The 15375-nt window shown below is 35.6% G+C and carries 19 protein-coding genes; 12 read left to right on the forward strand and 7 right to left on the reverse strand.

Annotated elements, in window-relative coordinates; genetic code table 11:
* The first annotated feature begins 86 nt into the window (after positions 1-86).
* Entirely contained in the window at positions 87-1049 is a 963-nt protein-coding gene (corA, locus tag JFU54_RS11345; RefSeq protein WP_002067031.1) for a magnesium/cobalt transporter CorA, read from the forward strand.
* 33 nt (positions 1050-1082) lie between these two features.
* Here the strand turns inward: corA and JFU54_RS11350 are convergent, their stop codons facing one another.
* The gene (locus tag JFU54_RS11350) at positions 1083-2372 is read right to left on the reverse strand and encodes an NCS2 family permease (RefSeq protein WP_002033892.1); all 1290 of its coding nucleotides are present in this window, start codon (positions 2370-2372) and stop codon (positions 1083-1085) included.
* Between the two features lie 134 nt (positions 2373-2506).
* Entirely contained in the window at positions 2507-3178 is a 672-nt protein-coding gene (locus JFU54_RS11355) for an SIMPL domain-containing protein (protein WP_002067033.1), read from the reverse strand.
* A 160-nt stretch (positions 3179-3338) separates the two neighbouring features.
* On the opposite strand from JFU54_RS11355, the gene JFU54_RS11360 reads away from it, so the two are divergent.
* Positions 3339-3758: a MarR family winged helix-turn-helix transcriptional regulator gene (locus tag JFU54_RS11360; RefSeq protein ID WP_002088468.1), complete on the forward strand. Its 420-nt coding sequence runs from the start codon at positions 3339-3341 to the stop codon at positions 3756-3758.
* A gap of 100 nt (positions 3759-3858) precedes the next feature.
* A complete protein-coding gene (locus tag JFU54_RS11365; RefSeq protein ID WP_201064432.1) occupies positions 3859-4404 on the forward strand; it encodes a hypothetical protein in 546 nt (181 codons plus the stop codon).
* A gap of 17 nt (positions 4405-4421) precedes the next feature.
* Here the strand turns inward: JFU54_RS11365 and JFU54_RS11370 are convergent, their stop codons facing one another.
* From JFU54_RS11370 to JFU54_RS11390, 5 genes are read right to left on the reverse strand one after another with little or no spacing between them, the layout of a single operon-like run.
* A complete protein-coding gene (locus JFU54_RS11370; protein WP_201064434.1) occupies positions 4422-5471 on the reverse strand; it encodes an ABC-2 transporter permease in 1050 nt (349 codons plus the stop codon).
* Between the two features lie 37 nt (positions 5472-5508).
* Positions 5509-6573: an ABC transporter permease subunit gene (locus JFU54_RS11375; protein ID WP_201064436.1), complete on the reverse strand. Its 1065-nt coding sequence runs from the start codon at positions 6571-6573 to the stop codon at positions 5509-5511.
* A gap of 12 nt (positions 6574-6585) precedes the next feature.
* Positions 6586-7647 (reverse strand): ABC-2 transporter permease, encoded by a 1062-nt coding sequence (locus tag JFU54_RS11380; protein ID WP_201064438.1) that lies wholly within the window; start codon positions 7645-7647, stop codon positions 6586-6588.
* Positions 7637-8518, reverse strand: coding sequence for an ABC transporter ATP-binding protein (locus JFU54_RS11385; protein WP_201064440.1), 882 nt, complete (start codon positions 8516-8518; stop codon positions 7637-7639). Before JFU54_RS11385 ends, JFU54_RS11380 begins: the two co-directional genes overlap by 11 nt.
* Positions 8484-8903, reverse strand: a complete 420-nt coding sequence (locus JFU54_RS11390) for a GntR family transcriptional regulator (RefSeq protein WP_002145907.1) — start codon at positions 8901-8903, stop codon at positions 8484-8486. The genes JFU54_RS11385 and JFU54_RS11390 overlap by 35 nt, the downstream gene beginning before the upstream one ends.
* Positions 8904-9069: 166 nt before the next feature.
* Here JFU54_RS11390 and dacF point away from each other — a divergent pair, with 166 nt between their 5' ends.
* From dacF to spoVAC, 9 genes are all read left to right on the forward strand, one after another.
* Positions 9070-10260: a serine-type D-Ala-D-Ala carboxypeptidase DacF gene (gene dacF, locus JFU54_RS11395; protein ID WP_201064443.1), complete on the forward strand. Its 1191-nt coding sequence runs from the start codon at positions 9070-9072 to the stop codon at positions 10258-10260.
* Between the two features lie 165 nt (positions 10261-10425).
* Positions 10426-10776 carry an anti-sigma F factor antagonist gene (gene spoIIAA, locus JFU54_RS11400; RefSeq protein WP_201064446.1) on the forward strand — a complete coding sequence of 117 codons (351 nt, stop codon included), beginning with the start codon at positions 10426-10428 and terminating at the stop codon, positions 10774-10776.
* The gene (gene spoIIAB, locus JFU54_RS11405) at positions 10777-11217 is read left to right on the forward strand and encodes an anti-sigma F factor (RefSeq protein WP_001243400.1); all 441 of its coding nucleotides are present in this window, start codon (positions 10777-10779) and stop codon (positions 11215-11217) included.
* Between the two features lie 12 nt (positions 11218-11229).
* Positions 11230-11988: an RNA polymerase sporulation sigma factor SigF gene (gene sigF, locus JFU54_RS11410; RefSeq protein WP_201064449.1), complete on the forward strand. Its 759-nt coding sequence runs from the start codon at positions 11230-11232 to the stop codon at positions 11986-11988.
* 138 nt (positions 11989-12126) lie between these two features.
* On the forward strand, positions 12127-13653 hold the full coding sequence (locus tag JFU54_RS11415) for a sodium-dependent transporter (RefSeq protein WP_002014921.1): 1527 nt from the start codon (positions 12127-12129) through the stop codon (positions 13651-13653).
* Positions 13650-13751, forward strand: a complete 102-nt coding sequence (locus JFU54_RS11420; protein WP_002094424.1) for a methionine/alanine import family NSS transporter small subunit — start codon at positions 13650-13652, stop codon at positions 13749-13751. Before JFU54_RS11415 ends, JFU54_RS11420 begins: the two co-directional genes overlap by 4 nt.
* Before the next feature lie 115 nt (positions 13752-13866).
* Positions 13867-14487, forward strand: coding sequence for a stage V sporulation protein AA (locus tag JFU54_RS11425; protein ID WP_002014920.1), 621 nt, complete (start codon positions 13867-13869; stop codon positions 14485-14487).
* Complete coding sequence (gene spoVAB / locus JFU54_RS11430; protein WP_033709411.1) at positions 14480-14896, forward strand: stage V sporulation protein SpoVAB; 417 nt, start codon at positions 14480-14482, stop codon at positions 14894-14896. Before JFU54_RS11425 ends, spoVAB begins: the two co-directional genes overlap by 8 nt.
* 12 nt (positions 14897-14908) lie before the next feature.
* Positions 14909-15367, forward strand: a complete 459-nt coding sequence (gene spoVAC, locus JFU54_RS11435) for a stage V sporulation protein AC (RefSeq protein WP_002014918.1) — start codon at positions 14909-14911, stop codon at positions 15365-15367.
* Positions 15368-15375: the final 8 nt, after the last annotated feature.

Here is a 15375-nt window from a genome sequence, read left to right on the forward strand (position 1 = left end):
GTCTTACTGCCCGCAAATAGCGGGATAAAAAAAAGCTGAGGAGATTTCTCCTTGGCTTTTTTTACTATTTTTTGTTTATAATAGTAATGGGTGAAATTATGATTAGAATTTGTGCAATAACGAAAAAAAATGAAGTTTTATATGATGTTTCGCTAGAAGAAACGAAAAAAGAGAACATCATATGGTATTGGCTTGATTTATATAAGCCAACGAAAGAGGAGTATACATATATTTTACAAGATCACTTCAAGTTCCATCCCCTTGCAATTGAAGATTGTGTAGAGTATGTACAGAGACCAAAGGTAGATTTTTATGATGGATATAACTTTTTAGTTCTTCATGCATTCGGAGAAGACGGATTAGAACCGCATGAAATCGATTTATTTATTAGTGATCGATATATAGTCTCTTTCCATTTCTCTCATAACAATGCGATTGAAAGAGTATGGAAAACGCTCGGTGAAAAGAAACGTATTAAGAAGAGTCCTTTGCATGTAGCACATACAATTATTGACCAAATTGTAGATGATTATTTCGCACCTGTTTATTACATCGAAGACCATTTAAATGCAATTGATGATAATTTAACGGGTGAGACAGCAGGAAGTGTGCTAGAAGAAGTATTTGATATTCGTGCAGATTTATCTAAGCTAAGGCGTACGATTATTCCGATGCGTGATTTATTGTATCGTATATTAAATTCAACACGTTTTTACGGTATAAGCGATCATGAAATTTATTTTAAAGATATACATGATCATTTGCTTAAACTGACAGAGATGATTGAAGCGAGCCGTGAATTAACAGCAGATATTCGAGATAGTTACTTTTCGTTGAATTCCCACCATATGAACAATATTATGAAAACATTAACTGTTTTCTCAACTATTTTCATGCCGTTAACATTTATTGCAGGGGTATACGGCATGAACTTCGCACATATGCCAGAGCTTGGCGGGAAGTATAGTTATTTTATTTGCTTAATTTTAATGGCATTAATTGGCGGCGGAATGATGGCTTGGTTTTATAAAAAAGGTTGGTTTAAGTAAAAAAACACCGAGGATTTCCTCGGTGTTTTTTTCTTAGCCAATAGCGTGTAATACGAACATGGCTAAGAATAAGCATGTAATAATATACATGGACGGTGCGACTTCTTTACGCTTTCCAAGTGCAACTTTCAAGATAGGATAAGCGATAAATCCGAACGCAATGCCATCAGCGATACTATATGTGAGCGGGATCATAACGATAATTAAAAACGCTGGAAATCCTTCTGAAAAGTCGTTCAGAGGAATTTGTTGAATGCTTGTAATCATCAGCCCGCCAATAATAATTAAGATTGGTGCAATGGCACTGTCAGGGATTATTTTGACAAACGGAAGCGCAAACAGTGATGCGAAGAATAACAACCCTGTAACGATAGACGTCAGACCTGTCTTTCCGCCTGCAGTAATACCTGCGGCACTCTCTACTGTTGAAACGGTAGGGCTTGTGCCAAATAGACCACATGTCATTGCTGAAATTGCATTTGCTTGGTAAGCACGTGGGAATTTACGATCATCTTCTAATAAACCATGTAAAAGTCCCATGTTCTCAAAAATAAGCACCATGCTTAAGGAGAATGTTGCAATCCAAAATGGCAAGGAAGAAAGTTTCCCAAATGACATAGCTCCAAACACATCGCCATAATTAGCGAATGAAAACGAACTATTTCCCATTTGACTCGTATCAACAAGACCAAACAGCCATGCAATACCAGTTCCAATTGCAATCGTCCATAAAAAGCTTCCACGTACGTTACGCGCAAATAGTACAAGTGCGACAATAAGAGTAAGTAGTGTGGCAAGAACGACAGGACTACTTAATTTTCCCATTGCAACAGCAGTATTAGGATGCGAAACGACTAAACCACCTTTTTGCAAGCCAATGAAAGCTAAAAACAACCCGATACCGACAGTGATCGCTTCCTTTAATGACTTTGGAATCGATACCGAAAGCACGCGAGCAATCGGTGTAAAAGCAGCAATTGCAAAAATAATACCGGCGATAAAAACAGCTGCCAATGCTTCTTGCCAAGTTAAACCGAGCGTATGCACAGCAGTGTACGTGAAGAATGCATTTACACCCATACCAGGGACAAGAATAGCAGGTGCATTTGCCCAAAATGCCATGAGTAGACATCCGACAAATGAACTAAAAACAGTTGCCAAAATTCCTGCCTCAAGAGGAATGCCGGCATCTGATAAGATTGACGCATTTACAATCATAATATAAACAATTGTGAAAAATGACGTGACTCCAGCTAAAACTTCTTGTTTTGGTGATGTTTGGTGTAAGTCTAATTTAAATGTTCTTTCAAGTATTCCTTTCATGTTAAACCTTCTTTTTCATATCCCTCTCCCACCCGTGATATCTCTTATGTAAGAGCTCACCGTCCTTTATTATATCAGAACATCATGTTTTTACAACAACGAAAATGATAACGGTTACTTATAAATGAATTTATTTATAAATACGTAAAAATTGCCCGGATAGATGAAATGATTTCTAGTTCTCCTGATTGAATGGGCGGAGCTGCTTGCGCATGCAAAGTAGCATATGATGCGATCTCCCGTGGTAATTGGACAGATTCTTCAACGAATGAGAGGGGAACAGGATTAATATTTAAATTGTAGGTACTCGCAATTGTACGAGCTTTGTCTACTGCTTGTTGCAGAGCTTGAATGAGAGCTTGCTCATAATATTTATTTGGATGAGATATTCGAAAACGTAATCCTTTTGCTACGTTTGCACCATTCGATACGGCTATATCATATACTTCCCCTGCTTTTTGCACATTTAAAACGGTAATTTCATACAAATGCTCCACACGGTAGCCTTGTAGTAATGCTTTATCATTTACATATTCGTATTGAGGCGTAATCGTATAAGAAATGGTTTCTATATCTTTATCGGCAATACCTAGCTGTTTGAGTGCATCAAGCAATTGTTTCGATTGCACTGCATTTTCTTCTTGCGCTTGTTTTACATTTTTACTATCCGTTCGAATGCCCAGTGTTAATATGACAACATTTGGTTTTGCTTTTATAATGCCTTCTCCTTGTACAGTAATAGTAGCTTCTTTACCAGTATTTGTCGTACGGATATTATGTAAATACGGATTCATTCCACTTTGCATTTATGCTCACCATCCTTTTTTATATGTATATGTGTGAACAAAAAAGAAAATCTTATGAAAAAAGTTACATAAATGAGAATGTTGAGGGAAGAAAGCATATACAATATAGGTATTTATAGATTATAATATGTGTAAATATGATAAAAAAGGGACGAGGCTAGTGAACGAAAATAGAGAAACACTGATTTTAGATTTATCTGCATCATTTCGAAAGATGATACGTTTATTACAAAATGATATTAATACACGTTTTTCAGAGCATATGCCATATAACGAATTCTCTGTATTACGTGCGTTATTTTTAAAAAGTCCACAGATGGCTTCGCAAATTGCGAGTGAAGTAAACGTAACCTCCAGTCATATTACAGCTGTAACAGATCGTCTCGTGCGAAAAGGGTTTGTTGAAAGAAAACGTTCAAATTCGGACCGTCGTATCGTATACTTAGAAATTACTGAAAACGGACGAGAAGTAACTGAAAAGCTTGAAGCTGTGCGTAAAGAATATTATAAAGAGAAATTTAAAGGTTGGAGCGACCAAGAGATAGAAATGGTTTTAGAACTATTTGGCCGCGTATTATAATAAATGAGGATAGGAAGCGAGAGCTTTCCTATCCTTTTTCTTTTGAATAAAAATATTTTGAAACTCCGATACTTTAATTAAACAGATCGGAGGAAAGATTATGAAATATATTGCTGCACTTATCATTTTACTTGGAAGTTTCTTCTGCTTTCATACATTCATGTACGCTGATACCCCTATCCAAGTGGTGCAAAAAGAAGTGAAGTACATTGAAAACGATAATACAGTCTTGTATTCGAAATTATGGATTCGTTCTATGCAAAACGCAGTATTATTTCATCATAGTGATAATGTTCGTAATCAGGACACTTTGCGTAATGTAACAAGTTCATCGCTCGTTAAAGCGAAGCACTTACCATTTAAGAAAGCATCAATGTACATTCCAAGATTATCGCAATACGTATCAAAAGCAGGGAAAGAAAATATTCAAGTGCACTACATTGCGGTGCACTATAATGTGAAAAAAGAAAATGCGTATCAATTAAATGGCATGAACTATTTTCTGCAAGTATTTGTGAAAGAGCGCGGCGAATGGAAAATTGCTGAAAGTGTAGTCGCGCCGACAGAGCAAATTGTGCAAAATGGTGATGGGTTCGGGATGAAAGAAGAGATGGTGTATGGGGATAGGAGAGAGAATGTGAAATAACCTCCTTTTGAAGGAGGTTATTTCGTATGAAGTAAAAATTTTTTATTTATCAAATAGTGAAGTATTACATAGCCAAATAGTCCTATTATTATGAACCCAGCGTAATAACTTAATAGCGGATCGTTTTTTTCACCTGTTATCCGGCCTCCTAATAGAGCAAAACATATTGTAACACAAGGTATAAATAGTCGATGTAGTTTAGTGAATAATAATATTTTACCGTTATTTTCATTAGGAGTCCGATTATACAAAAATACTCCTAATGGTAAAAGAATGAGAATATATAGAATCGGAGTGATAAGCTTCCAGATGGGCTGGAATTGATGCTGCTCCTTAACGGATTCTTTTAAATTATTAATGTCTACTTCCTTTACTTCTGGATTAAATGTATAAGATATATAAGTATTATTAGTAGGTGCAAAAACTTCAATATTCTCTATATATGATGCATAATTTGCTTTCTTAAGGAAAAATTCAGTTGTAGATACATTTGTGTGAATCCAAGCAAAATGAAACAGTAACATGCCTATTCCAGATGGTAATATAATGAAAATTAAGCTTAATATACTATGCGAAATGACATTGCCAGCAATTGTTCCGATAAAAATAGCTATTGTAAAAATCGCAATCCATGTAATGGTAACATAACATAATAATGTACCCATTGGCCCGAAAGATTGGTATTGGCTAAAAAGATTAATCTTTAGGATGAAATAAATTAAGATACCATTAAGACTCATTATGAATAGAATTGCGATTGTCCCGAACAGCCACTTAGAAAGAAAAAGCTCTTTTCTCGTGAATGGCATTGCAAATAACAGATAGTCTGTTTGATTTTGTCTTTTCCAACTGATTAATGAACAGGCGAGTAATATGAAAATTGGAATGAAGGGGATGATAAGAGTATCCCCATTTAAACTATAGTAGAAATAGCCATCTTCGTTTGGTTGAACCTGTAAATCATTAAAGTAGCTAATAGGTAAAAACCAAAAACTACTACAAGCAAAGAGTAAAAGAATGTACTTACTTTGCTTGTAATGATGGAGCCATAAAGCTTTATGAAACATGTAATCCCTCCAGTACAAAATTGTGATAATGATGAGTTTATTTAGCGTTCCAAGAGAACTTCCATTTCAATAGTTTGGATAGAAGAAAATAGCTAATTATGCTTGCCCCCAAAAATCCAATGTAAAAATTAAGTAATGATTTGTCTCCCCTTAAGACTAAACCACCAACTATTCCTATAACGAAAATACCAATGCTCATAATTATTTTTTGTAACTTCGGATATAGGAGGAAGTTTCCATTTAGCTCATTGACTGAACGAACATATAAATATATACCGAGTGGTAATAAAATAATGATATATGTGATAGGTGCAATCAATAATTTTGCTGAAGGGATTTTTGTAAAGTTTGGTTCATTATGACGCACTCCATCCTCATCAGTAAAAGCGCCTTGAGGATCGTAATTAAAGCGAATAGTAAACTCTTCTACTGGACCAGAAATCCGTATGTTTTCCATAACACGATGCATATTGCCATTGTTCTCATGAAAGTCAACATTTGAGTGAACAGCGATGACTCCTGAGATAAGTGGTGGAAGTAATAATGGGAACATGAATATAGCTGCAGTGAGAAATCCTTGCGAAATAACATTCCCAGTTATTGTTCCTATACACAAGGCAAGTGTATAAATAGCAATTAATACAATTAACATGTATATAAAATAAGAATGAAATGGGGAAAATACTTGATATTTATTATGAAAAGTCAACTTTTTCATAATAGCAAATAGTCCCCAGTTTATACTAACAGCTGCTACAATGTTACAAGTACCAAACAACCATTTTGTCATAAAAAGGTGGGAACGTTTAAAAGGCATAGACCAAAGAAAATCAATGGAGTTATTTTGCCTTTCCCAACCGATTAACGTACAGGCCAGAATGATAAGTGCACCACCTTGAAAGATGACAGGGTCCATAAGTGATAAACCAAAATTGTAATGATATACATATTCCCCTTCTTTTGGCATCTTCAGAAGGTATTCTTGTTCAATCGATGTTATATAGTATTTGTATGACAAAGTATAGAGGCTGACGAGCCAAAATAACCATACAACATATTTACTTTGTTGATACGTTCTTAGCCATAGTGCTTTTTGAAACATAGGATCTCTCCTTTAAAAAACTTTATAATTTGTTAGGCGTGATAATACAACATAAGTAATGATTCCAACGAGAAACAAACCGATATAGTAGTTAAATAAGAAACTAAATTGATTTATTTTATAGCCACCTAGTAATGCAAAGTAAATGGTTGTTCCCCATATCCATATTCGTAAATGTTTTTGGAAAATAAATATCTTTTGAGTGTTTTCATTAGGCGATCGTGTATATAAATATGCGCCAAGTAGTAAGTAAAATATTGTATACAAAATAGGGACTAACACTGATTTAGCCGAATAATACGTATAAGATGCTGGATCTCTTAAAGTAGTTGGGTCATTTTCTTTTTTGCGTGATTCTGGATTATATTGGTAATGGATCGTAAAGTTATATATCGGTGCAACTATATTTGTCTTTCGATTGATTTCATCAAGCTGTTGATACAAGTTGGTATTTCTAGTATCTGTAGCCTGTAAATGGTTTATTGTAAAATTGTACAATAATGAAGTAAATGTAAGTCCCATTAGCAGCCATGGAATACAAAAAAAGATTTGCGAAACAATGCTCCCAGTAAAAGTACCGATACATAATGCAGCTGTATAGACTGCAACATAAGAAACAATCGCATAAAGAAAGTATCGATGAAATGGACTGAATGTTTGATACTCAAAATGAATTGTTGTTCTATAAATAATGTACATAAGGATCCAGTTCATAAGGAGAGACCCTATAATCCAGAATGAACCGAAAGCCCATTTAGAGAAGAAAATATTTTTTCTTGTAAATGGCATTTCCATAAGTAGGGTATTAGACTGGTTGCTACGTTCCCATCCTATTAATAGACAAGCTAAACAAATAATAAGAATAGTTAGCCAAAAGCTATTACCTGTATTTGACAAAAAAGTATAATAGTAATAGAACGTTCCCTTTTCTTGCAATTTATAATAATTAGCAAGTTGTTGCTGAGCTGCTTTATAGTATCCGAAAGATAAAAGATAAAGTGTACTCAAGAAAAAGAGTGATACAGCATACTTCCCGCGCTTCCAATTCCACATCCACAATGCCTTATGAAACATACCCATCCTCCTCAAGTGTCGTAACAAAGACATCTTCAAGTGACATTGCTAATTCTTCAATGAGTATTGGTTGCTCTTTATAAAACTTCTCCAGTGTTGTAGCCACATTTTCCTCAATTAAGATTGTATATACTTTTCCTGTTTGGTTTAATATTTTAATATTGCTTAAGTTTTCTAGTTTTTGAGGTAATGAACGTTCATAAGCAACTTGTATTTTGGCAAATCGTGATTTTGCATCATCTAGTGATGTAATAGAATCTACTGTATGTCCTTTTAAAATAATGATTGTATCGGCAATTTTTTCAACTTCATCTAAATGGTGAGTGGAGATGAAAATTGTAATTTCTTTTTCTGCTACTTCTTCAACGAGAAATTGTAGAATCTGTCTTTTAACGATAGGATCAAGTCCGTTTGTCGGTTCATCTAAAATGACATATTCTGCTTTTGCAGCGAAAGCTAAAATGATCGCAAGCAGTGCTTTCATTCCTTTTGAGTAACTACGAATACGTTTGTTTGGTAAATTAAAACGTTCTAATATTTCATAAAAATATTGTTCATCAAATGCTGTATAAACTGCTTTATAAAACTTAACGATTTCTTTCACTGTATAACCGTTTAGTATGTTAGTAGAGTCTGGAACGTATACAACCTTTTGTTTAATTTCAGGATGCTTATGAACATCCGTATCCTCATATGTAACAGTTCCTGCATCTGGGTCTAAAATGCCGACCATCGTTCGTAATAAAGTTGTTTTCCCCGCACCGTTTCTTCCGAGTAATCCGACGATACTACCTTTTTGTAATGTGAAAGAAACATCGTCTAAAATCGTTTGGTTATCAATTGTTTTCTTCAAGTTTGTCACTTTCAGCATCCGTATTTCCTCCAATCTCTTTATAGTATGAATCTATCCAATCGTGAATTTTATCTTTCGTAATCCCAAGATAAGAGGCTTCTAGTAATAATTGATGAAATTGCTTTTCAACCATAGCGATTTTCCTTTCGTCTAATGTTGGGGTAATCGATTGGGCTACAAATGTTCCTTTTCCTCGTAATGTTTCAATAATCCCTTGTCGCTCTAATTCTTGATAAGCTTTACTTACTGTATTTGGATTTATAACGAGCAAAGAAGCAAGCTCGCGTACAGAAGGAAGCTTATCACTTGGAGCTAACATGTTTTTTAGTACGAGCTCTTTTATATTTTGAACAATTTGTTCCCATATCGGAGTGTTGCTTCTTGGATCAAGTTGAATATGCAAGAGCAATGTCTCCTTCCTGATGAGTATTAAGTGTACTACTGTGTGTAATACACTTAATACAATATAAGCAATGAATTTATTTGTCAACTGAAAATGATAGAAAAATATGGTATTAAAAATGAATAAATTGGAAAAAATAAGTTTGATATAGAATGGAGGGTTAGTCATGAAGCGAGTTTTTGGAATACTTGTTTGTTTCATGTTATTGCTTTCTGGTACTTCAGTTAGTTTTGCGCAATCTGAGAAAACGAAGCAGGAGAAAACAGAAGAAGCCACGCCGAAGTTAGCGGAACAAGCGTCGTCAGCGATCGTAATTGAGCAAGATACAGGTAAAGTTTTGTTTGATAAAAATCCGAATGAAAAGTTACCACCTGCTAGTATGACAAAGATTATGACAATGCTATTAATTATGGAACAAGTTGAAAAAGGAAAACTAAAACTAAACGATAAAGTTAGAGCGAGTGAACACGCAGCTTCAATGGGCGGATCACAAATTTTTCTAGAACCTGGGGAAGAGATGACTGTAAATGAAATGTTAAAGGGCATTGCAATTGCATCTGGAAATGATGCATCTGTTGCAGTAGCTGAGCATATCGCTGGTTCAGAAGAAGGTTTCGTAAATATGATGAACAAAAAAGCGAAAGATCTAGGATTGAAAAATACACATTTTCAAAATCCGACAGGTCTCCCGGCCAAAGATCATTATTCTACAGCGAATGATATGGCTATTATGGCGAAAGAGTTGATGAAGTATCCACTTATTCGAAAATACACAGGTAAATATGAAGACTATTTACGTGAAAATACGGATAAGAAGTTTTGGCTTGTTAATACGAATAAGTTAGTACGTTTTTATCCTGGAGTAGATGGAGTGAAAACAGGCTTTACGACAGAAGCGAAATATTGTTTAACGGCATCGGCTGAGAAAAATGGTATGCGTGTTATTTCAGTTGTAATGGGAGCACCTACATCAAAAGAGCGGAACAATCAAGTAACGAAGCTTCTTGATTATGCATTTGGACAATACATGACAAAGAAATTATATACACGTGGTGAGAAAATTAAGACTGTGCAAGTAGGAAAAGGTAAGGAAGAAAAAGTAGATTTAGTTGCGTCAGACAATGTGTCTCTTCTTATGAAGAAGGGCGAAAATATGGACAAAGTTAAACAAGAAGTGATTGCTGAAAAGAAAGTGAAGGCACCGATTAAAAAAGGTGATGCACTTGGTACACTTGTTATTAAAAGAGATAAAGATGTTTTATTAAAACAAACAATTGTAGCGAAAGAAGATGTTGAGGCAGCGAGCTGGTGGGAGTTATTTAAAAGAAGTTTTGGGATGTTTTCAACATCAAAATAGCGGCGAAAATTTTGATGTTTTTCTGTTCGTATTTACTGAAATAATTGCTGAAAGGTTTCACTTTATGACGAAATAGTTCTTCTTTTGTCAGTAGGAAGGATTCTGATTTTATATCACGAAAATCTTATGTTAATGAGTAAAGTTTGAGCATAAGGAGGAAATCGTGTGAGTCTTTCCATGCATTTAGAAGTAAAACGTGACGTCTTATGTGTGAGGCTAGAGGGCGAGTTAGATCATCATACTGCTGAAGAGTTGCGAACGAAAGTCACAGATATGATTGAGACACATGGTGTTCATCATATTATTTTGAGCCTAGAGAACTTAACATTTATGGATAGTTCTGGTTTAGGCGTTATATTAGGCCGATATAAACATGTAAAGGGATTAGGTGGAGAGATGGTTGTCTGTGCAATTTCACCGTCCGTTAAACGTTTATTTGAAATGTCAGGTCTATTCAAAATTGTTCGTTTAGAAGAAAGTGAAGCGCATGCGCTCGCGACGTTGGGGGTGGCGTAGATGAGAAATGAAATGAACCTTCAATTTTCAGCGTTAAGTCAGAATGAATCATTCGCTCGTGTTACGGTAGCTGCTTTTATTGCGCAATTAGACCCGACGATGGAAGAACTAACAGAGATTAAAACAGTTGTGTCAGAAGCGGTTACAAATGCAATTATTCATGGGTATGAAGGAAATGCAGAAGGTGTTGTTTATATTTCAGTGATTTTGGAAGAAGCGATGGTGAAACTCACGATTCGAGATGAAGGGATTGGTATCTTTAACTTAGATGAAGCAAGACAACCCCTTTTTACAACTAAACCTGAATTAGAGCGTTCCGGAATGGGATTTACTATCATGGAAAATTTTATGGATGAAGTAGAAGTTATTTCAAACGAATCTTTCGGGACAACAATCCATTTGACAAAATACTTATCAAATAGTAACGCTCTATGCAATTAAGGAGAATAGCCAATGGACATAGAGGTCAGAAATGAGAAGAAGAAACCTCGGTTAAAGGACCACGAGCTAAAAGCGTTAATTCAAAAAAGTCAAGATGGAGATCAACAAGCGAGAGATACAATCGTTCAAAGTAATATGCGTCTCGTATGGTCGGTTGTACAGCGATTTCTTAATCGAGGATACGAACCAGACGATTTATTTCAAATTGGATGTATTGGACTCTTAAAATCGGTAGATAAATTTGATTTATCTTTCGACGTGAAATTTTCAACATATGCAGTTCCAATGATTATCGGTGAAATACAACGATTTTTACGTGACGATGGATCAGTGAAAGTAAGTAGATCTTTAAAAGAAACAGGAAACAAAGTCCGAAAGATGAGAGACGAGCTTTCGAAAGAATTTGGAAGGGCTCCAACGATTAATGAGGTAGCACAGGCTCTTGAACTAACGCCGGAAGAAGTTGTTCTGGCGCAAGAAGCGAGTCGTGCTCCTTCGTCGATACATGAAACTGTGTATGAAAACGATGGAGATCCAATTACTATTTTAGATCAAATTGCAGATCAATCGGAAACGAAATGGTTTGATAAAATTGCTTTAAAAGAAGCAATTAGAGAATTGGATGAACGAGAAAGGCTAATTGTGTATTTGCGCTATTATAAAGACCAAACCCAATCAGAAGTAGCGGAGCGCATAGGCATTTCGCAAGTACAAGTTTCAAGACTTGAAAAGAAAATATTAAAACAGATGAAAGATCGAATAGATGAATAGCTATCTATTCGATTTTTTTTATTGTCACGAAAAGGAGAAGATTATAACTATCGCTAAAAAATTTACAGAATTTATTGATAATTTAGTTAATTTAAACTATAATCCAAGTATGAACTTGTCACAAAGGGGGAAGGAAACATGGAAACGAGGCAACAATGGGGAACTAGGGCTGGATTTATTTTTGCAGCAATCGGTTCCGCTGTTGGACTAGGGAATATATGGCGTTTTCCTTATACAGCGTATGAAAACGGGGGAGGCGCATTCTTTTTACCGTACTTATTTGCATTATTAACGACTGGTATTTCATTGTTAGCTTTCGAGTTTGCTCTTGGGCATCGTCATCGTGGTTCGGCGCCACTTACATTCTTCCGTATTCATCGACGTGCTGAATTTATTGGATGGTGGCAAATGTGTGTGACATTTATTGTTTCAACATATTACGCTGTAATCATTGCTTGGTCTATTTCGTATACGTACTTTGCAATTACTGGAGCATGGGGGAAAGACACGCAATCATTTTTATTTAAAGAATATTTACATGTTGCAGATAAGCCAGGACAATTCGGGGGGCTCGTACCAGAAGTATTAATTCCGTTAGCTCTCGTTTGGATTATTGTGCTTGGTGTTGCGTTTAAAGGAGTTAAAAAAGGAATCGAAGTTGTTAACCGTATTTTTATTCCTTTACTAGTTGTTATGTTCCTTATTATCGTTGTTCGTGCAGTGACGATGGAAGGTGCGATGCAGGGGCTAGATGCATTTTTTAAACCAGATTGGAGTCGTATTTTTGATGGGAAAGTATGGCTTGCTGCTTACGGTCAAATTTTCTTTAGTTTATCTTTAGCATTCGGAATTATGATTACGTATTCTAGTTATTTACCGAAAAACTCAGATACAACAAATAATGCTTTTATTACAGGATTTGCAAATTCAGGATTTGAATTATTGGCAGGTATTGGTGTCTTTGCAGCTCTTGGATTTATGGCGAATAACATGGGGGTACCGGTTGATAAAGTAGCTAGTGCTGGTGTAGGACTTGCATTTGTAGTATTCCCGCAAATTATTAATGAGTTACCGATGTCGCCGTTATTTGGTGTATTATTCTTCTTATCTCTAACTGTTGCTGGAATTACATCACTCATTTCACTTGCAGAAGTATGCTTTGCCGCTGTATCTGAAAAATTCAGCTTGAGTCGTCAAAAGACGATTGGAATTATGGGAACGCTATTAGTATTAGTTTCTCTTGTTTTTGCAACACGTGGTGGACTTATGTTCCTAGATGTTGTTGATTACTTCGCTAACAATTTTGGATTGATTACAATTGCACTCGTTGAAGTAGTTACAATAGGACTAATCTTGCGCCGTTTACCAGTTTATCAAAATCATGCAAACTTTGTATCTGATATAAAGTTAGGAACGTTTTGGAGAGTGAGTTTACTCGTTATTACTCCACTTATGTTAGGGTATATGTTAATTGATGGTACAATCCAAAACATTAAAAAGAACTACGGAGGTTATCCAACAGAGTTTGTTGTAACGTATGGTTGGTCGATAGCGGCAGCGTTTCTTATAGTTGCACTAGTCATTAGTCTGAAGAAATGGAATGCACAAATACATTCAGACTCTGTCCAGCTTGAAAAAGAATGGAAGGACCGAGGTGTTTCATGATGAGTGGATCAGCGATTATGATGATGGTTATAGGTATGGTAGTCATTTGGGGAGGACTTGCATTAAGTATTGCAAATTTATTTAAGAAAAAGGCATAAGCTAAAAAACATCTGTACCGAAACGGTACAGATGTTTTTTTATGAAAAAATTGTATTAGAAAAAATTCAATAACCATACTACAACTACGAGGAAGAGTGAAGGGGTGAATGGAAATTGGAAGGAACAATTTATATTAAAATGCGCAATCGCTTAAAAGTGTCTCCTACGTATGAAGTAAAGCTGAGCGATGTTGCTCAACTTGCCGGAGATTCTTTTGTAGTTGAGTCGTTACAAAATGAAATAGTCTACAACATAACAGCACATGATAAGACGCATGTTGTAATTGATGTTATGAAAGTAATTGAGATTATTCAACAAAAAGCGGCTCACATACAAATTAATTTACTTGGTTCTGGACAAACTCTTGTTGAAATTATATACGAAAAAAAGAAAGTGCATCCGGTTTTCTTCGGACTTGTATGGTTGTTGCTTTTCATTGGAGCGGCCCTTGCGATCATTTATTTCCATGAGGATGTAAGTATGCAACAAGTACATCAACGGTTATATTACATGATTACTGGAGAGTTTAAGGAGCAACCACTATTATTTCAAGTTCCATATTCAGTAGGTCTTGGATTAGGTATGGTTTTATTTTTTAATCATGTATTTCAAAAGCGAATTAATGAAGAGCCTAGTCCGTTAGAAGTTGAGATGTTTCAATATCAGCAGTCGCTTGATCAATATGTAATTGTTAATGAAAACAAGGATAACACGAAACAGCTTGCCGATGATTGAATGTGGGTTTGTTGTATTAATTGGTTTAGCTGGCGGGATTGCAGTAGGTAGCGGATATGTTGCCTTTTTAGCTGTTCTCGGTATTATCCCGCGCTTAGCTCAATTAACGAGAAGTGGAAAGCATATTCAATATTTTGAGTGGGCTGTCATTGCGGGTACTTTAACTGGGGCTTGGTGTAGTTTGAAAAACATTACATTTCAAACATCGCAATATTGGCTTGTAATATTAGGGTTATTTTGTGGCACATTCATTGGAATGCTTGCTGCGGCATTAACAGAAGTATTAAATGTTTTACCTATTTTAGCGAAACGAGTCGGGGTAGAGGGGAAAATTGTTGTTTTACTCGTTGCTCTTGTACTTGGAAAAGTAATAGGCTCATTGTTTCACTGGATTTATTTCGTAAAGTAGGAGGCAATATATATGACAAGGCGAAAACTGAAAGATGATTACATAAATAAAGTGAAGGAGTACCATCCAAAGCCAAACTATTTGCTAAATTGTGTGAAGGCATTTCTTGTAGGTGGGCTCATTTGTACAGTCGGAGAAATATTGATGAAATTTTATATACATTATTTTCACTTTAGTGAACAAGAGGCAGGAAATCCGACAGTTGCAACGCTTGTTTTATTGTCGGCGATTTTAACAGGGTGTGGTGTATATGATAAAATCGGGCAGTTTTCTGGAGCGGGATCAGCAGTACCAGTTACTGGATTTGCGAATTCTATGGCGAGTGCCGCACTAGAGCATAGGAGTGAAGGGATTGTTCTAGGAATCGCTACTAACATGTTTAAGCTTGCAGGAAGTGTCATTGTATTTGGAGTCGTCGGTGCATACATTATCGGGTTAATAAGATATACATTTCAAATTTTAATGTCTTAAAGGAGGGG

Origin of the sequence: Bacillus sp. TH19, from assembly GCF_016651075.1 — a bacterium.
GTDB classification, from domain to species: Bacteria; Bacillota; Bacilli; order Bacillales; family Bacillaceae_G; genus Bacillus_A; species Bacillus_A mycoides.